The following is an 18,615-nucleotide window of genomic DNA, read 5'->3' on the forward strand; positions in this document are numbered from 1 at the left end:
GGGGGCACACGATCATGAATGAAAATCACTATTTATTATTAACACCAGGACCATTAACGACAACAAAAACTGTAAAAGAAGTTATGTTATACGATTGGTGTACGTGGGATGTTGAATATAACACGATGGTGCAAGATGTAAGAAATAGGCTTGTATCGTTAGCGACAAAGGAAGAAGAAAAGTACACAACAGTTTTAATGCAAGGAAGCGGTACGTTTGCGGTTGAAGCAGTAATTGGTTCTGTTATTCCTAGAAACGGAAAGCTGCTAGTTTGTACAAATGGTGCGTACGGTAAGCGGATTGTACAAATGGCAGAGATGTTACATATAGATGTGGTGGTCAGTCAAACAGAAGAGTGGGAGCCTACTAATATTGCAGAAGTAGAACAGTTATTACAACAAGATAAAGAGATTACGCATATTGTAGTTGTTCATTGTGAAACAACTACAGGTATTATTAATCCAATTGTAGACGTATGTAAATTGGGAAAACAATATGGAAAAGTTACACTGGTTGACGCAATGAGTAGTTTCGGTGGTATTGAAATAGATATCGCTGAGTTGCAAATTGACTTTCTAATTAGTAGTGCGAATAAATGTATTCAAGGTGTTCCCGGATTCAGTTTTGTCATCGCAAATCGTGATGAACTATTGAAATGTAAAGGGCAAGCTCGTTCTTTATCATTAGATTTATATGATCAGTGGGAAACGATGGAAGAGCAAAATGGGAAATGGCGCTTTACTTCACCTACACATGTTGTACATGCTTTTTATCAGGCATTGCTTGAATTAGAAGAAGAAGGCGGGGTAAGAGCCCGTTACAATCGATATTATAGCAATCAAAAACTACTAGTGCACAAAATGAAAGAAATAGGCTTTAAGCCATTAGTAGATGAAAAATATCAATCTCCTATTATTACATCTTTCATTTATCCAGAAGCAGGATTTGAATTTTTGCAGCTATATAATGAATTAAAGCGATATGGATTTGTTATTTATCCAGGTAAAATTTCGAAAGTAGATACGTTCCGCATTGGAAATATCGGCGATGTACATGAAGAAGATATTATTCGCTTAGTTGATAGTATTGCTAAAGGGGTTGTTATAGGGTGAAAGTATTTTGCTTAGGTGGAGCAGGTAAAATTTGTCGTGAAGCAATTTTAGATTTAGTTCAATTTTCATCTTTTGAGACGATTACGGTAGCCGATTTTAATGAAGAGGAAGGCCGAAAAGTAGTAGAGTGGTTAAATGATCCTCGTGTTGATTTTGTGAAAGTCGATGTGACAAATCATGAGGATACGGTCGCAAAAATGAAGGGCTATAACATTGTAATGGATGGTACGACGATAAAGTTAAATGGATTGTCTACTCGCTGTATCGCAGAGGCCGGTTGTCACGGTGTGAACTTAAATGGATTCGGTGAAGAAAATGAATCCCATTCTAAATTTGTTCAACATGGAACAACATGTTTACCTGGGTTTGGTATGACACCAGGTGTAACGCAAATGATGGCCATGTATGCAGCAAATCAGCTAGATACTGTAGAGTCAGTTCGAGTAAGTCATGGCTCGTATCGTCCAATTGCTTTTTCTGCATCAATTACAGAGACAACGACATATGAATATGATCCACATTTGCCGACGCGTACAGTGTATGAGGAAGGTGAATTTAAGCAAGTACCTCCGTTTGCGCGCCCGAGAGAAATTGAATTACCAGCGCCTTACGGAAAAACAATGCAGTATATAATCCCGCATTCAGAAACGATTACGTTAGCGAAGGCACTGGAAGATAAAGGTGTACAGCTTATTGAAACAAGAGGAACTTGGCCAGAGCAAAATATGCAGCTCGTTCGTGCTTTATATGATTATGGTATATTGCGTAATGATCAAATTGAAATAAACGGTAAAGAAATTGGTATTATGGATTGTATTTCGAAGTATCTATTAAAATCGAAAGAAGGACAAGCAACAGAGCTTTATGGTTATGCACTTCATGTAGAAGTAGTAGGTATGAAAAATAATCAAAAACAAAGGCATGTGTTATACCATACACATCCGCTATCTGACGGTTCTGTAGTAGGTTGGGAGAAATTAAGGGCCTATACAAGAAATGTTGGTATCCCATTTGGAATCGCTACAGAGTTAATTGCAAAAGGAGTAGTTAATAAAGTCGGTGTTATTACTCCTGAAGAAGCTTTCGAAAATCCACAAATTATTTTTGACGAACTAGAAAAGCGCGGTATTTATATTCATGAAGAGATTTTCACTTACAAAGAAAATTATAACTTTGTATAAGTAAGACAGTTTATGAGGTAGATATAAATGGGGTGAGGCTATGTCTGTAGTAGGTGAAGAGAGAAAGAGGACAATTCTTGAGAAGATAGAGTTTAAAGGGAAAGTGAAAGTCTCAGAATTAGCGAGAGAGTTCGCAGTATCAACAGAGACGATTCGTCGGTATTTAGAAGAATTAGATCGTGAAAAAAAATTGAAGAAAGTGTACGGTGGAGCCGTTCAACTTCCGGGAGCTGGGATAGAGGCACCGATGTTAGAACGAGAGATGCTGCATATAGAAGAGAAGAAAAGAATTGGGTATAAAGCAGCAACGTTTGTGGAAGATGGAGATGTTATTGCGATTGATGATGGAAGTACACCACTTCAAATGGTGCCATATCTTGTTCATCGTAAAAATTTAACGATTGTAACAAGTTCATTTCCAGTAGCAACACAATTAATTTCTTCTATTAATAAAAAGATGTTTCACGGTGAAGTTTTATTTATAGGCGGGAAAGTATCTCCAAAACATTCACGTGTGTCGGGGTCTATTTCACAGCAAGTAATTCATCAATTTCATTTTCATAAAGCATTCGTTTCGATTGATGGGTTGTTGCAAGGTTTTGGGGTTTCTAGCTTTGAATTAGAAAAGGCGAAACTGTCAGAAGCGATGATGAAATTAGCTGAGAAAACGTATATTTTATGCGATCATACAAAGGTAGGCGTCAAAGGGAACTACCGAATAGCAGGATTTTCTCGTATTCAACATATTATTTGTGATAAGAAAATGCCCTATAGTTTTGAAGAAGAAGTCAAAAAGCATAATATTCAATGGACAGTTTGCTAAATGAATTGAATACATTTAGACTCCCACCTAATTTTTAGGTGGGAGTTTTACTAGCAGCAAGTAAAAAAAATAAAAGATTTGTATTTATGCAAAAAGTGGACACATTTTCTCATCTCGTTCATATAATTTACCAATACAAAAAAAGTTGGTCGAAGGAAAGAAGGGAAAGTATGTCGGAACGGATATATAATAAACTTGTATTGTATGCAAACATTTTGCAAAAAATTGGTGTTATTAATGAAAAAGAAAAAAGTGAAATCCTTCATACGATAGGCAAAAAAGCCCTTTGAGTAAAGGGTTTTTTATTTTTTATCTATGGAAATATAAACTTAATGTAATATTCTTATTGACAATGATAATGAGATTCATTATCATTTATTATGTTAGTGATTGATAGTAATTATCAATTGAAATATATATAAGATAAGGGGATATTATTTTGAAAAAAAGTTATATTAAAGCTCTAGTAGTAGCAACAACATTAGCTATTCCATTTGCTGCGTATTCTACTCCAGCGTTAGCAGCAATAAAAATTGAAGCAAACCAGTCGGTAGCAGCAGCCAGTGATCGCACGTATGATACTGAGATTAAAATATATAAGGATCAAAAAGATGAGCCATCTATGGTTTCTCAGTACATAAAAAATCCTAAAGTAGCAATTGAAGATGGGAAAAAAATCGTTACTGTAACAATACAAGATAGCGATTATTTTCAATATCTTAGAATAGAGGATAAAAACCAACCTGGTGTATTTCAAGATGTGAAAGTTTTATCAGAAGATAAGAGGAAAAATGGAACGAAAGTAGTCCAATTTGAAATTGGCGAATTTGAGAAGAAGCATAATATGCAAATGCATATACTTATTCCGGCCATCGGATATGATCACAAATATCAAGTTCAATTTGAAATTAAAGATCCAACTGTAGGTGACAAAGAAACAGAGAAACCAGATGATAACTCTAATTCAGGCAATACGGAAACGGATCATCCAGTTGATAGTCAAAATATGATAACAGATAACAAATTAAGAGAACTTGTTAATAAAAAAGTATTTAATCGAAAAGATTTAAATACACCAATTACGAAAGAGGAGTTATTACAAGTAAAGGACTTGTTTTTAAACACGAATGAGATTCTGGATTATAGTGCATTAAAATATATGCCAAATTTAAAATCTTTAACAGTTGCGAATGCGAAGATAACAGATCCGTCGTTCTTTGCGAATTTAAAGCAATTAAATCATTTAGCTTTGCGTGGTAATGAATTTTCAGATGTAACACCACTTGTTAAGATGGATAATTTAGAATCTCTTGATTTGAGTAATAATAAAATTACAAATGTTGCACCACTAATTGAAATGAAAAATGTAAAAAGTTTATATCTATCAGGCAACCAAATAGAAGATGTAACAGCATTAGCGAAAATGGAACAACTAGATTACTTGAATTTAGCAAATAATAAAATTACGGACGTTGCTCCATTAAGCACGTTGAAAAATGTAACATACTTAACTTTAGCAGGTAATCAAGTTGAAGATATTAAACCGTTATATTCATTACCTTTAAAGGACTTAGTATTAACACGTAATAAGGTTAAAGATTTATCGGGTATTGATCAAATGAATCAATTAAATAAATTATTTATCGGGAAAAATCAAATTGAAGATGTGACACCACTTGCTAAAATGACTCAGCTTACAGAATTAGATTTACCTAATAATGAGTTAAAGGATATTACTCCATTATCGAATCTAGTAAACTTACAAAAGCTTGATTTAGAGGCAAATTATATTTCAGACTTAACACCAGTTAGCAATTTGAAAAAGTTAGTATTTCTAAGTTTTGTGGCAAATGAAATCCGCGATGTGAGACCAGTTGTGGAACTAAGTAAGACAGCTTACATTAATGTTCAAAATCAAAAAGTCTTTTTAGCGGACACAGAAGTAAATAAAGAAGTGAAAGTACCTGTATACGAAAAAGATGGTAAAATCTCTACAAAAATTCGTTTGAAGAGTGAAGATGGTACGTATAGTAACGATGTAGTTAAGTGGAGTACACCAGGTGAGAAAGTATATGAATTTGGTGTGAAAGACCCATTTGCAGATACAGGAATCTTCTTTACAGGATCTGTTATTCAAAATGTAGTAGAAAGTAAAGAGGACAATACATCTAAAGAAGACGAGAAAATAGAAGCAGTAATAGAATTTAATGATGTGCCGAAAGGACATTGGTCAGAGACAGCAATTAACTATTTAGCGAAAGAAGATATTTTTAAAGGATATGGAAATGGTAAATTTGGATTTGGGGATAATATTACTCGTGGACAAGTTGCGTCTTTAGTACAAAGGTACTTGAAATTAGAAAGTAAAGTAGAGCAGAAAGAGATGTTTACTGATACGAAAGGGCATATGTTTGAGCAAGATATTGCTACAGTTGCACAAGCTGGAATTATGCAAGGAGATGGTACAGGTAAGTTTCGTCCAGAAGGAGTATTAACTAGGTACGAGATGTCAGTAGTATTACAAAAAGTATTTCAGTTAAATGAAAATGAAAATAATTTGGAGAACTTTACAGACGTACCAACAGGTCATTGGGCAGAAGGATATGTGAAAGCATTAGTGGATAATAATATATCAAAAGGTGACGGGAATGGGAACTTTTTAGGGGATGATTTCGTAACACGTGAGCAATATGCACAATTTCTGTATAAGGCAATAAAAAAATAATAAATGAGAAAAATACGTTATTCTTTAATAAGAAGAATAACGTATTTTTTATATGTACAAAATCAAGTGCTAAATAGACAGGAGTGTTTACATGTGATAGGCCTATTTTTCCGATAGGTGCTGAAACCATATTGACAAAAAGGCATTCTCGTGTGATAATTCAATTAAATTTTTAGAATAATCAAAAAACAATCCTTTTACATAGAAAGGATTTGAACATTATATTAATATTACGCCGGGGGTGACGAAATGTTATTTTTTCTGAAAAAATGGAACGAATTAAAAGATGTGAAAGCAGAATTGGCACTTCGCGATTGGTTTTATGGTACGAAAATTAGTTTATCAATGTGTACGTCAAAAGAGCCATTAACATTTTTAGTGAATGTAGAGGGAAGAGATAAAGGGGTATTTTCTGAAGAAGATTTTATTGTCGTAAATTGCATGTGTGAGCCAGTATTTGAAAACGAAGAAAAACCAGCTATAGAGTCATTTATGCATGCGGATATTTATAAAAAAAGTAGTGCAGAATGCATTTTACAAGTACAGACTGTAGATAGTCATTTAATGTCAGAGCTATATGGGAAAGAAGGAGAAGTAACATTCGAAAAACGTAGTGTGGAACGTGTTTTTGGAAAAGATGGTATTACAGAAATGACAATTCCAATTGTAGAAGATGAAAAGAAATTCGCTAATTTATTAGAAAATAATGTTCCGAATTTTATTGAAGGTGGAGGAGTAGTCCTTGTTCATAATTACGGAATGATCGTGTGGGGGAAAACTCCAGAAGAAGCGAAAAAATGGTTGGAAGGTATAGAGTATTTAATGAACTATCACGTAAAGCTTTTAATGATAAAAGGGGCAAAAAGTTCTGTTATATAAAGATGTATTCACAGAGATTACCATTCCATAAAAATGAAAGCGTTTTAAAAAGAAATTTCACTCATAAAATATAGGTCTCCTTATTATATATAGATTACATGTTGACATGTAAGGAGGAACATATTTTGCGAGTTAAATATCATTTTCTGCCAAAACAGCAGGTGACATTTTGTAAAACGAATGATTCTGGTGAAAAGGCGTTACAAATTATGAATGAAACGGGATTTCGCGCAATCCCTGTATTAGCAGAAAATGAGAAGGAATTCACGGGGATTATTTATAAAGTAGATCTTTTAGAAAAGAAGTGTAATAGCAGATTAGAGGATGTAAGTACAGAAGATGTACTGGAAAATCCAAATTCGTTTATTTTTGAAAAGGATTCTTTTTTTAGAGCTTTTTACGTTATTCGTCGTCTCCCGTTTTTAGCGGTTTTAAATGAGTATAATGAATTTGTCGGCATTTTAACACATTCTAATGTATTTGATGTTATTGAGGATTCGTTCGGTATGCGGACGGGTGGTTATATATTAACAATTGCAACACAAGATTGTAAGGGAACAATTAAAGAGCTTGGGACATTATTAAAAGCATATAATATCGGTGGGCTGTTTACGCTTGATAATGGTGATCAATATATTCGCCGTGTTATCGTAAATATATCGGATGAGTTAAATGAAAAAAAATTAAAGCAATTAATTGAAAAGATAGAGAAAAAGGGATTCAGGGTCAGTCATGTAGATTATATTTAAGTTGAAAAGGAAAGGTACCTATCTGCTATATGTAGATAGGTACCTTTTTTAGTGCGAGAAATGAATCTTATTTTGAAACAGAAGGTGGAGATAACGCTAAATCAGATAAAAAAATAAAGTCTGCATGCTCACGAATTTTAGGAATAGAAGTTTCGATAATACGTGATGTAATTTCACCTGGAGCCCCAACGTGTCCGATAGCTACCATAATGGGTTTGTCTTGGATTTTTTTTATGAGTAATTGTGCTTGTTTTGAAATGTGACTTACCGTATATACATCATCAAAAAATAATTGGTTTTCAATAATAGGCACGCCTAATTCTTTACCGATTTTTGGGACAACACTATTAGGGTTTGTTTTACTATCTAAATAAAATAAACCGTGTTTTTTACAGACAGAAAGTATAAGACGTACAATCCTTTCATCAGCGGTTACTTTTGATCCCATATGATTGTTCATTCCTATTGCATGAGGTATTTCTTGAATTGCTTGTTCGAGTCGGTTGTTTATTTCTTCATCGCTTAAATCTGTTGTAATCGCTTTTGGTCCAAGCCACTCTTTTTTTCCTCTAATTGGTTCCATTGGCATATGTATAATAACTTCATGCCCTTTTTTATGGGCAGCTATTGCGTCTTGTTTAGTAGAAGGAAGAAATGGCATAACAGCAACAGTGAGTGGAATTGGAAGTGATAACATCTTATCTGTGCCTTTCATATTATTGCCGAAATCATCGATGACAATAGCAACCTTATTCGTATGAGCGTTTGCTTGAATAGGAAAGAAGAAGAAGGGTATGAACAGGGTGAAGACGAGAAATGCAATGGTATATTTGCGCATATAAATATTTCCTTTCTATTTTATCCCGCTATTTGCGGGCAGTAAGACTCCCACCTCAAAATTCGGCTAGAGCAAAGAAGTTAGGTGGGAGATCCACTGCCCGTAAGCGCTCGATTGGTGAAGGCTAATAATTAGTGGGAGATGAACAAAATTCCCACTAATTCAAGTTTCACTTTATCAATCATCATTATGTTTTGCGTTTTTACATAAATTAAACAAAAAATGTCGAAGAAAAGTACATTGAAAATAGAGAATCCACTGTTTACTGAGTATTTATAAAAAAGAAGATGAAAAAAATGTCTATTATTGCGAATGTATTTACAAAGATAGAATAATTTGTAATAATTCTCAAAGTGAGGGTAAAGATTTGTAAATTACAGGGGAAAAATGTTAAATTTTCTGATTCTTCAATTTTAAATAGGATTAAGTGTTTAAAGGGCTAAAGTAGAAGAGGCGTTGAGAGTATTGAAGAAAAATAAGGGGGATATGGATGTTTACTGTAAAAAGGAAGTACACATTAGAAAAGCTTTCGCATGATATTCATATGAAACGTGAAGAAATGATTCATTTAGGATTAACAAGTGGGTTAAATAGTATGGAGACAATTCAAGTTAGTCAAGAATTGGACAAGCTTATCGTACAGTATCAGCGTTACAAAGAAAAACAAACACCGAAATGGTTTTCAATTATAAAGGTTCCTATTTTTCAAATTGGGTATGAAGGGAAATCAAACAATTTTTGGAGAATGTTTGTAGCTGGTTTTATGAAATAAGTATAATTACCCTTTTAAGATAAGGATAATTATACTATGTGTAATGGAATCTCTATATGAACTGTCGTTCCTTTGTTTTCTTTACTATCAATAAATATATGCCCATTGTACATCTCTACAATTCGTTTACATATAACAAGCCCAAGACCTGTTCCAGTATCTTTATTAGTAAAGAACGGATGAAAGAGGTGTTTTTGAATATGTTTAGGAATCCCTTTTCCAGTATCAATAATTTGCAAGTGTGCGTGTTTTTCGTTGTTTGTTACTACAATGGTTAATGTATCACCAGAAGCCATGGCTTCAATTGCATTTTTTGTAATGTTTAAAACCACTTGTTTCATATGGTCTTTTGAGCAACGTATATGAACAGGGTGGTCTGGCAAATGTAAATGAAATACAATGTTATGTAGATTCGCTTCAGATTGGATAATTAATGATACCTCATTAATTATCGTTCTTACATCATATGTTTGTTCAATGATGGCAGTTGGTTTTCCAAGAATAAGAAATTCGCTTACAATTTCATTAATCCGTTCTATTTCTTGTTCGATTACGGAAAAGTAGAACTGATCCTGTTCATCTTTATATTTCTCTTTTAACAGAGCAACGAGTCCTTTAATTCCAGTAAGAGGGTTACGGATTTCATGAGCTGTACTAGCTGCAAAAGTTCCAACCAATTCAATTTTTTGCAGTTCATTTTGTTGTCTTTCTAGTTTTGTTTGACGTTTTAATAACATATATTGAGCAAGTAAAAATAAAATAGACATTAAAAATAAAGTAGCTATACACTCTATTGCAACTAACTGGTATAAAGTTTGTTGATGAATAGGTAACGGAGAAACAGAAACTTTCCAATTTAATCTTTGGAGTGGGGTAGTAAGCATGTTAGAATGCCCGTCGCTTGTTTCGTTATTATCATCGGTTAGAAAAACTACATCATGTTTATCAGTTACTTCGAAATGATATTGTGGTTTAATAGCATTTAAAGAGGCTGAAATGTAGTCAAAGCGTAAACTTGCTAATAATAAGCCTGAGAGTTCCTTTTGTCTATTAAATATTGGAGACGCAATCATAATAGCTTGATGTCCAAGAACGCGATCTGTAATAACTGATGATACAGTTGTTTTCTTAGATTGCAATGCATCTTGGATGTATTGGCGGTCAGAGACGTCAATAGGCGGCGAATCGCCTTGGGATGCGAGTGTAATCATCCCATCTGTCGTAGCGTAATATAGACCGGAAAAACGTTCATCATTTCCATCGGTATCATGTACAATCTGTTTAATCCCATTGATGTTTCCAGTTTCGGTCCCTACGACTTTTGCGAGCATTTCTAAGGCAGATATAGCTTCACCAAGGTGATGGTCTAAATAGTCTCTATATAAAAAGAGAACAGTGTGAGCAGATAGTTTGTTTGCCTGTTTCATTTGATAAGTGTGATATGAAAAAAATGTGGCACCAATCCCTATCGTTGGCAGTATAACAAGCAGTATGTAAAAAACTATGCTTTGTAATTTGACTTTCAAATTTGGTACTCCTTCTTTTTTTATTATCATTATATATAAACTATGTTAAAATTGTCATGTTTTTATTCAAGAATCATTTGCATTACATTAGGGAAAGGAAAAGGAATGAGTGAATATTCATTCGGAAGTTGTAATGAAGTGCTACGTTGCTTTTCTTTTTGTTGCGGAGAATTTAAGTGAAGGGTTGAAATGGTATGACATCAAATAATGAGCGAGAAGACATTTCTCAATCTTTAAAAGTATTTATTGCATTATCCCGTGTACATCGTTCTGTTATGGATACTACAAATAAATCCATACAAAGTAACGGATTAAATCCAACTGAGTTTGCTGTATTAGAATTACTATATCATAAAGGAGGCCAACCACTTCAGCAAATCGGTGAGCGTATTTTAATAGCTAGTGGCAGCATTACATACGTTGTAGATAAGCTAGAGAAAAAAGGGCTTGTAAAACGAATTCCATGTCCAAATGACAGGCGTGTTATTTATGCACAATTAACGGAGTCTGGAGAGAGCTTTATTGCTTCTATTTTTCCAGGTCATGAGCAAGTTATATATCAGTCTTTTGAAATGTTAACGAAGGATGAGAAGGATGAATTACTCGAGCTATTGAAAAAAATTGGAAAGTATGAAAAATGATGATATGTTCCAAAGGAGCTTTGGATAAAGAAATCCAAGGCTTTTTTGTGTGCATGTATTTATGATATCATCTACCGCATTTTGCTGAAGAATAAGAGGAGATTTGTAAGTAAGAATTGAATTATAATAATGATACATATAATGGAGAGGGGGCTCGTTCATGTCATTTAAAGACTATGAATATAAACGGCCAAATATTGAAGAATTAAAAGGGAAATTTACTGTTGCTTTAGAGAAGTTTGATAACGCAAAAACTGTAGAAGAACAAAAACAAGTTATCAATTCAATTAACGAAATTCGTAATGACTTTGGTACAATGGGTAACCTTTGTTACATTCGTCATTCTGTTGATACGACAGATGCCTTTTATAAGGATGAGCAGGATTTCTTTGATGAATTCTCTCCAGTTGTACAAGGGTATGGTACAAAGTATTATAATGCGTTAATTCATTCTCCATTCCGCGAAGAATTAGAAGCGTATTATGGAAAGCAATTATTTGCTCTAGCTGAATGTGATTTAAAAACATATTCAGATGAAGTAGTGAAAGATTTACAATTAGAGAATAAATTGTCTTCGCAATATACACAGTTATTAGCATCTGCAAAGATTGACTTTGCAGGAGAAGAAAGAACGTTATCGCAACTTATTCCGTTTATGCAAGGAAAAGAAAGAAGTGAACGCAAAGCAGCAAGTGAAGCATACTACGGATTTTTAGCTGAGAACGAGGAAGAGTTAGATCGTATTTATGATGAGCTTGTTAAAGTGAGAACGAAAATCGCAAAAACACTTGGTTTTAAAAACTTTGTTGAATTAGGATATGCAAGAATGTATCGTACAGATTATAATGCTGAAATGGTAGCGAACTATCGTCAGCAAGTATTAGATTATATCGTTCCAGTTGCAACCGAGTTAAGAAATAGACAAAAAGCACGCATTGGTGTAGAAAAGCTCGCTTATTATGATGAAAACTTTGAGTTTGCTACAGGTAATCCAACTCCAAAAGGCGATGCCGATTGGATTATTAATCACGGGAAAACGATGTATAAAGAATTATCAGCTGAAACAGATGAGTTTTTTAATTTCATGCTCGATAATGATTTATTAGATTTAGTTGCGAAAAAAGGAAAAGCTGGTGGTGGATATTGTACATATATTGAGAATTATAAAGCGCCATTCATCTTCTCAAACTTTAATGGAACGTCTGGGGACATTGATGTATTAACACATGAAGCTGGTCATGCTTTCCAAGTATATGAAAGTCGTAAGTATGAAATTCCAGAATATAATTGGCCAACATATGAAGCATGTGAAATCCATTCAATGAGTATGGAATTCTTTACATGGCCATGGATGAAGTTATTCTTTGAAGAAGATGCGGATAAATATTATTTCTCACACTTAAGTTCAGCACTTCTATTCTTACCGTACGGTGTATCTGTAGATGAATATCAACATTATGTATATGAAAATCCAGAAGCATCGCCAGCAGAACGTAAGTCAGCATGGCGTAACATAGAGAAGAAGTATTTACCACATCGTGATTATGAAGATAATGATTATTTAGAGCGTGGTGGTTTCTGGCAACGTCAAGGTCATATTTATAGTTCACCTTTCTATTATATTGACTACACGTTAGCTCAAATTTGTGCACTGCAATTTTGGAAACGTGCAAGAGATAATAGACAAGAGGCTTGGGAAGATTATGTGAATCTTTGTCAACAAGGTGGAAGTAAATCATTCTTAGAATTAGTAGAAGTTGCAAATTTAACATCACCATTCGCTGAAGGGTGTGTAAAAAGTGTAATTACAGAAATTGAAGCGTGGTTACGTGCTGTTGACGACACAAAATTGTAAAAAACATGCACTTTTTTCCTATGTTTAACATCGACATAATAGAAAAATGATGAGATAATAAAAGAAAATTCAGAATTATTTTAGGGGTGTTTCTAATGGGGAGCGCCCCTTTTCACCAACAAAAGGGGGGAAAGCACTATGCTTCAATCTAATATGGATGTTAGTTTAGAAACTTTAGTCCACTCATTACAGTCTACACGAAGCACGCTGTTATCAGAAATTGAAATGTTAAATGATACGGAGGTGAATGTAAAGCCACGCCGTGATAAATGGAGTATTATTCAAATTTTGCATCATTTGCATTTAGTTGAACAGTCTGTCACATCTGCCCTTGTATATGCTTTGCAAAAAAAAGAAAGAAAACTTGCTCCATTTAAAGACCTCCAACTTACGCTTGATCGCACACATAAAAGGGAAGCTCCTCAACAAATGAAACCAACAGAAACATTAATGAAAAAACTGCAAGGAATTCAATTACTAGAACATTCACGACAAGAATTATTACATGCCCTTCATAGTGTAATAGATGAAAAAGAATTATTTGAAAATGGATTAAAACATCCTATTTTTAATGATTTGAATTTATATCAATGGGTTCAATTTCTAGATTTACACGAACAAAGACATCTTACACAGCTAAAAGAAGCGAAACATGCAATTTTACAGCGTTAAAATGAAAGAAGTGGGGAACCGCTTCTTTTCTTTTTTACTCATGCATAGTTTTCTTTCTCATTTTGGAATACTACATGGAGAAAAGAAAAGAAAAGAAGGAGTTGAAAAGCATGTCAAAGAAAAAGAGAGAAGAAGAGCGCGCCTGGAAAGCTCGGAAAGAAAATCAAAAGCCGCATGGGAAAGTGAAAGCTTTTGCAGAATTAGTTGAAGGAACAGAAAAAACGTGATGAAGTTCATCACGTTTTTTGTATGAGTGGGAAAGTTAATAAGAAAGTTGTACCTGTACCTTTTTCGCTCATAATATCAATCTTTCCATCCATTGCTTGAATGACGCTGAAGACGACCATCATTCCGAGTCCGGTACCTTTTTCTTTCGTTGAGTAGAAAGGTGATCCAAGGCGTTTTATTTGTTCTTGATCCATACCAACTCCTGTATCTTTTATATATAATTGTATATGTTTATGGTCTGGAACTAATGTAAGAATAAGGTCGCCACCTGTAGGCATAGCCTCAATACAATTTTTAAAAATATTTAATAAACATTGGTTCAGTTTTTGCTTTTCGCCAGCGATAAAGAAAGATGTACTTTGTTTTATATAATTTATACGAACATTTGCTAAATTGGCGAGAGGTGTGATCAAAGACAACGCATGAAGTAATTCTTCCTCTACTTGTAATTTTTGTTCTTTTTCAATACTCGGTTTTGCAAAAGTTAAGTAGTCTGTAAGAACGTGATTTGCTTGTTCGATACCATTAATGGCTATGTCGATATATAATTTTCGTTCTTTCTCAGAACATGCATCTGACTGTAAAAGTTGTAAAAAACCTTTCGTTGCAGTTAAAGGATTACGAATTTCATGAGAGATAGAAGCTGCCATTTCGCCGATTAAATGAAATTTCTCAGCGTTCATAAGTTCATTTTGGAGACGAACTTGCATTTGTAATATGTGTAGTAAATATAAAATAAGGATCGTACCAATCATCGTACATAGTTCGTACACAATGATATGTGGTATATAATCTGCCTCATTTGTAACACTTGCAAGGAAAAATGGTATCCAACCAAATCCATAAGTAAGACTGTAAAAAATAGCAAGTGTTATTTTTATATGATTAGAACTTCGATTAAAAAATTTGTATGTTAATAGTAGAACAATAAATAGGAGAATAGAAGCGATAAAGGATGGAAACGCACCTATTCCTCCCAATAAAAAGCGATAAATGTTTAATACAGCTAAAATAGAACCACCAGCAATAGGCCCTCCCGTTAACGTGCCGACAATTAATACGATATGTCGCATGTCGAACTGAAAACCATTATTTGTTTTTGCTGCGAAAGTGATACATAGTATGGTAGCGAGGCAACACAATACAATAAATATGGCTGAATTTAATTTAGGAGATCGTTTCCCTTTCTGATTCCAAAATAAATGATATACGAGCATTGTAACGAGAATAGATAATATATTTAAAAAGAGGTAAATAATAAAGAGTTCCAGTGGGATGCCTCCTCTCTTTTAACATTAAATTAATCATACTATAAAATGAAATAAATGAAATGCGAAATAGCGGAAAAAATCAGAAATTTTTTCTGGTAGTATACAATATGTTACAATAATCTTTGTCAATGAAAGAAGAAATTCCGTGCACTGCATGGGAGAGGTTCGCGAACTCCCTCTATAAAAAACTATGGAAACAACAATATCATTAGGTATTGTTTTGTTTTTTTATTGTGACAGTTCAAGAACGTTCTTTCTTCTTATTCGTAGTAGAGAAGGAGAATGAGTGAAATGAAAAAAGAAAAAGCAGTTGTTGTTTTTAGTGGTGGACAAGATAGTACAACATGTTTATTTTGGGCGATACAGCAGTTTGAAGAAGTGGAAGCTGTAACATTTAACTACAATCAACGTCATAAATTAGAAATTGATTGTGCAGCGGAAATTGCGAAAGAGCTAGGAATTAAACATACGATACTAGATATGAGCCTATTAAATCAACTTGCTCCAAATGCGTTAACGAGAACGGATATGGAGATTACACATGAAGAAGGTGAATTGCCATCAACATTTGTAGATGGACGAAATTTACTATTTTTATCATTTGCGGCTGTATTAGCAAAACAAGTTGGAGCACGTCATATTGTAACGGGTGTATGTGAAACTGATTTCAGTGGTTATCCAGATTGTCGTGACGTGTTTGTGAAATCATTAAACGTTACATTAAATTTATCTATGGATTATCCGTTTGTTATTCATACACCACTTATGTGGATTGATAAAGCAGAGACATGGAAATTATCTGATGAACTTGGAGCATTTGAGTTTGTTAGAGAAAAAACATTAACATGTTATAACGGAATCATTGGTGATGGTTGCGGTGAATGTCCAGCATGTCAACTTCGTAAAGCGGGATTAGATACGTATCTACAAGAACGCGAAGGAGCGAGCAACTAATGGATAACTTTTTTGGATTTCGCATCGTAGAAAATTTGCAAAAAATGGACAAGGATATTCAGCGTGAACAACTCAAATATCATAATAAAAGAGTAATGGTCAGCAAGGAATTTACATTTGACGCAGCGCACCATTTACACTGCTATGAAGGGAAATGTAAAAATTTACATGGACACACATATAAAGTCGTATTTGGAATTAGCGGATATGTAAATGAAATAGGCCTTGCAATTGACTTTGGAGATATAAAAGAGATTTGGAAAAATGAAATAGAAATTTATTTAGATCATCGTTATTTAAACGAAACATTGCCAGAAATGAATACGACTGCTGAAAATATGGTCGTTTGGATTTATGAAAAGATGGCAGAAGCCTTAACGAAAGATAATCGTGCGAACGAATATAAGGGAGCTCGTGTTGAATTTGTTCGTCTTTTTGAGACGCCGACTAGTTATGCGGAAGTAAGACGGGAGTGGATGCTCGATGAGTAAAATCCCCGTCTTAGAAATATTTGGTCCAACCATTCAAGGAGAAGGGATGGTTGTAGGACAAAAGACAATGTTTATCCGTACAGCGGGCTGTGATTATAGCTGTGATTGGTGTGATTCTGCTTTTACATGGGATGGATCGGCCAAAGATCAAATTAAACAAATGACACCGGAAGACATTTGGAATGAGCTTGTAGAAATTGGTGGAGAAAATTTTTCTCATGTTACGATTTCGGGTGGAAATCCTGTTTTGCTGAAAAATATGCAATTTCTTCTTTCTATATTAAAGGAGAATGGAATGCGAACAGCGGTAGAAACGCAAGGGAGTAAATGGCAAGATTGGTTGCTTCAAATTGATGAGGTAACGATTTCTCCAAAACCACCAAGTTCAACTATGAAAACAGATTTTCAGATGTTAGATTCTGTTATTCATAAACTAGCAGGGAAAGATTTTAGTTTAAAAGTAGTAGTATTCGATGATCAAGATTTTGAATATGCAGTTAAGATGCACGAGCGTTATCCGAATGTACCATTTTTCTTACAAGTAGGGAATGATGATACGAAAACAGTGGATGATGCGGTGCTTATAAAAAAACTATTAGAAAAATATGAGTGGCTTATTGAAAAAGCTGTGAATTGTAAAGAAATGAATGATGCGAAAGTACTGCCTCAGCTTCATGCGTTAGTATGGGGAAATAAACGAGGGGTATAATGAGAAGGGATGTTTAAAATGGCAGGAAGATTAGATGAAGATTTAAAAGATGTAACATTATTAGGAAATCAAAATACAAAATATGTATTTGAATATAGCCCGGAAATTTTAGAGGTATTTGATAATAACCATCCAAACCGTGATTACTTTGTAAAATTCAATTGTCCTGAATTTACAAGTTTATGTCCGAAAACAGGACAACCAGATTTTGCAACAATTTATATTAGCTACATTCCAGAACAAAGAATGGTAGAGAGTAAATCTTTAAAGCTATATTTATTTAGCTTCCGAAATCATGGTGACTTCCACGAAGATTGCATGAACGTTATTATGAATGATTTAATTAAATTAATGGATCCACGCTATATTGAGGTATGGGGGAAATTTACACCACGTGGTGGTATTTCAATCGATCCTTACTGTAACTACGGCCGCCCAGGAACTAAGTATGAGAAAATGGCAGACTACCGCATGATGAATCACGATTTATATCCAGAAAAGATCGATAATCGTTAATATAGAAAGAAAGGATCTGTATGATATACAGATCCTTTCTTTCTATTATATTATGCATGTTGATTAATGACAGTATAGTTTTTATGGCTTACAACTGTAAGAGGTTCCATATCTAGTTCTCTAAAATTCTCCATAATTGTTATATCAACAATAACGGAGTTTTGATTTACCTTTTGAACACGGCCTTGCATTCCACCTTTAAATTCAATGATATCTCCAGTTTCTGCGATCTGCATAAGCAACTCTCCTTGTTCCAGTTTTCCCAAAAAAAGAATAATTTGGGCTTTTTTATTTCTTCTTATTTTGAACTATATTTACTACTTTGTAAATGTTTCCAAAGTAAAAATTCGAAAAATATTCACTTTTTGTAAGGAAATATGTAAAAAATATTGTTTAGGAGAGGAACGATGAAAATGCATACATCTTTATACGGGAGTATAATAAAAGATACAATGACCTACTAAAGTGGGGGAAATTAGGGGCTGGAAAATGATGTTTGAAATTGTGGGGAGCTTTATAGCGATTTTATTATTTTTATTTTCATATATACAGTTGAAGAAAGTGCGTCATCATGAAACAACTACATATTTTGATGGACTGGATGGTGTGCACACTTCGATAACACATGATAGTGGTGGGGATATATAACTTTCTTTTTATGCATGGTATGATG

20 protein-coding genes and 1 riboswitch are annotated in these 18,615 nt (G+C 34.0%); of the genes, 16 read left to right on the top strand and 4 right to left on the bottom strand.

Translation table 11 applies throughout. The features are described from left to right. The first annotated feature begins 14 nt into the window (after positions 1 to 14). The 6 genes from phnW to cbpA all read left to right on the top strand — a co-directional run bounded on the left by phnW (position 15) and on the right by cbpA (position 7,469). Entirely contained in the window at positions 15 to 1,112 is a 1,098-nt protein-coding gene (gene phnW / locus MR155_RS12400) for a 2-aminoethylphosphonate--pyruvate transaminase (protein WP_242309986.1), read from the top strand. Continuing rightward, entirely contained in the window at positions 1,109 to 2,293 is a 1,185-nt protein-coding gene (locus MR155_RS12405) for a saccharopine dehydrogenase family protein (protein WP_242309988.1), read from the top strand. The genes phnW and MR155_RS12405 overlap by 4 nt, the downstream gene beginning before the upstream one ends. A 40-nt stretch (positions 2,294 to 2,333) precedes the next feature. Then, entirely contained in the window at positions 2,334 to 3,116 is a 783-nt protein-coding gene (locus MR155_RS12410; protein ID WP_242309991.1) for a DeoR/GlpR family DNA-binding transcription regulator, read from the top strand. Between the two features lie 439 nt (positions 3,117 to 3,555). Then, positions 3,556 to 5,841, top strand: a complete 2,286-nt coding sequence (locus MR155_RS12415) for an NEAT domain-containing leucine-rich repeat protein (RefSeq protein ID WP_242309994.1) — start codon at positions 3,556 to 3,558, stop codon at positions 5,839 to 5,841. Between the two features lie 249 nt (positions 5,842 to 6,090). Next, positions 6,091 to 6,720: a class II aldolase/adducin family protein gene (locus MR155_RS12420; RefSeq protein WP_002011549.1), complete on the top strand. Its 630-nt coding sequence runs from the start codon at positions 6,091 to 6,093 to the stop codon at positions 6,718 to 6,720. Between the two features lie 125 nt (positions 6,721 to 6,845). Next, on the top strand, positions 6,846 to 7,469 hold the full coding sequence (gene cbpA, locus MR155_RS12425; protein ID WP_002140932.1) for a cyclic di-AMP binding protein CbpA: 624 nt from the start codon (positions 6,846 to 6,848) through the stop codon (positions 7,467 to 7,469). A 67-nt stretch (positions 7,470 to 7,536) separates the two neighbouring features. Here cbpA and MR155_RS12430 read toward each other — a convergent pair whose 3' ends face one another. Next, positions 7,537 to 8,307: a divergent polysaccharide deacetylase family protein gene (locus MR155_RS12430; RefSeq protein ID WP_219301774.1), complete on the bottom strand. Its 771-nt coding sequence runs from the start codon at positions 8,305 to 8,307 to the stop codon at positions 7,537 to 7,539. Positions 8,308 to 8,797: 490 nt separating this feature from the next. On the opposite strand from MR155_RS12430, the gene MR155_RS12435 reads away from it, so the two are divergent. Then, complete coding sequence (locus tag MR155_RS12435; RefSeq protein ID WP_002011543.1) at positions 8,798 to 9,079, top strand: aspartyl-phosphate phosphatase Spo0E family protein; 282 nt, start codon at positions 8,798 to 8,800, stop codon at positions 9,077 to 9,079. 29 nt (positions 9,080 to 9,108) lie between these two features. Here the strand turns inward: MR155_RS12435 and MR155_RS12440 are convergent, their stop codons facing one another. Continuing rightward, positions 9,109 to 10,605 (bottom strand): DUF3149 domain-containing protein, encoded by a 1,497-nt coding sequence (locus MR155_RS12440; RefSeq protein WP_242309997.1) that lies wholly within the window; start codon positions 10,603 to 10,605, stop codon positions 9,109 to 9,111. Between the two features lie 194 nt (positions 10,606 to 10,799). Between MR155_RS12440 and MR155_RS12445 the strand changes: the two genes are divergently transcribed. The 4 genes from MR155_RS12445 to MR155_RS12460 all read left to right on the top strand — a co-directional run bounded on the left by MR155_RS12445 (position 10,800) and on the right by MR155_RS12460 (position 14,000). Beyond that, a complete protein-coding gene (locus MR155_RS12445; protein ID WP_002011538.1) occupies positions 10,800 to 11,246 on the top strand; it encodes a MarR family winged helix-turn-helix transcriptional regulator in 447 nt (148 codons plus the stop codon). 160 nt (positions 11,247 to 11,406) lie between these two features. After that, positions 11,407 to 13,101, top strand: a complete 1,695-nt coding sequence (locus tag MR155_RS12450) for a M3 family oligoendopeptidase (protein WP_002011536.1) — start codon at positions 11,407 to 11,409, stop codon at positions 13,099 to 13,101. A gap of 138 nt (positions 13,102 to 13,239) precedes the next feature. Next, positions 13,240 to 13,773, top strand: a complete 534-nt coding sequence (locus MR155_RS12455; protein WP_002030551.1) for a DinB family protein — start codon at positions 13,240 to 13,242, stop codon at positions 13,771 to 13,773. A gap of 110 nt (positions 13,774 to 13,883) precedes the next feature. Then, positions 13,884 to 14,000, top strand: a complete 117-nt coding sequence (locus MR155_RS12460; RefSeq protein WP_000038354.1) for a DUF6254 family protein — start codon at positions 13,884 to 13,886, stop codon at positions 13,998 to 14,000. A gap of 9 nt (positions 14,001 to 14,009) precedes the next feature. On the opposite strand, the gene MR155_RS12465 is transcribed toward MR155_RS12460, so the two are convergent. Continuing rightward, positions 14,010 to 15,218, bottom strand: coding sequence for an ATP-binding protein (locus MR155_RS12465; protein WP_002140936.1), 1,209 nt, complete (start codon positions 15,216 to 15,218; stop codon positions 14,010 to 14,012). 208 nt (positions 15,219 to 15,426) lie between these two features. Continuing rightward, positions 15,427 to 15,470, top strand: a riboswitch (PreQ1 riboswitch). 93 nt (positions 15,471 to 15,563) lie between these two features. On the opposite strand from MR155_RS12465, the gene queC reads away from it, so the two are divergent. From queC to queF, 4 genes are read left to right on the top strand one after another with little or no spacing between them, the layout of a single operon-like run. Beyond that, positions 15,564 to 16,226 carry a 7-cyano-7-deazaguanine synthase QueC gene (gene queC, locus MR155_RS12470; protein WP_002086813.1) on the top strand — a complete coding sequence of 221 codons (663 nt, stop codon included), beginning with the start codon at positions 15,564 to 15,566 and terminating at the stop codon, positions 16,224 to 16,226. Then, entirely contained in the window at positions 16,226 to 16,717 is a 492-nt protein-coding gene (gene queD, locus MR155_RS12475; protein ID WP_002011526.1) for a 6-carboxytetrahydropterin synthase QueD, read from the top strand. The genes queC and queD overlap by 1 nt, the downstream gene beginning before the upstream one ends. Further along, entirely contained in the window at positions 16,710 to 17,426 is a 717-nt protein-coding gene (queE, locus tag MR155_RS12480) for a 7-carboxy-7-deazaguanine synthase QueE (RefSeq protein WP_088039008.1), read from the top strand. Before queD ends, queE begins: the two co-directional genes overlap by 8 nt. Before the next feature lie 18 nt (positions 17,427 to 17,444). Beyond that, positions 17,445 to 17,942 (top strand): preQ(1) synthase, encoded by a 498-nt coding sequence (queF, locus tag MR155_RS12485; RefSeq protein ID WP_002140938.1) that lies wholly within the window; start codon positions 17,445 to 17,447, stop codon positions 17,940 to 17,942. A gap of 50 nt (positions 17,943 to 17,992) precedes the next feature. On the opposite strand, the gene MR155_RS12490 is transcribed toward queF, so the two are convergent. Beyond that, positions 17,993 to 18,178, bottom strand: a complete 186-nt coding sequence (locus MR155_RS12490) for a YkvS family protein (protein ID WP_002064385.1) — start codon at positions 18,176 to 18,178, stop codon at positions 17,993 to 17,995. A 253-nt stretch (positions 18,179 to 18,431) separates the two neighbouring features. Here MR155_RS12490 and MR155_RS12495 point away from each other — a divergent pair, with 253 nt between their 5' ends. Further along, a complete protein-coding gene (locus tag MR155_RS12495; protein WP_002086806.1) occupies positions 18,432 to 18,590 on the top strand; it encodes a hypothetical protein in 159 nt (52 codons plus the stop codon). Positions 18,591 to 18,615 lie beyond the last annotated feature (25 nt).

Source organism: Bacillus cereus group sp. BfR-BA-01331 (assembly GCF_022663915.1).
Lineage (GTDB): Bacteria > Bacillota > Bacilli > Bacillales > Bacillaceae_G > Bacillus_A > Bacillus_A mycoides.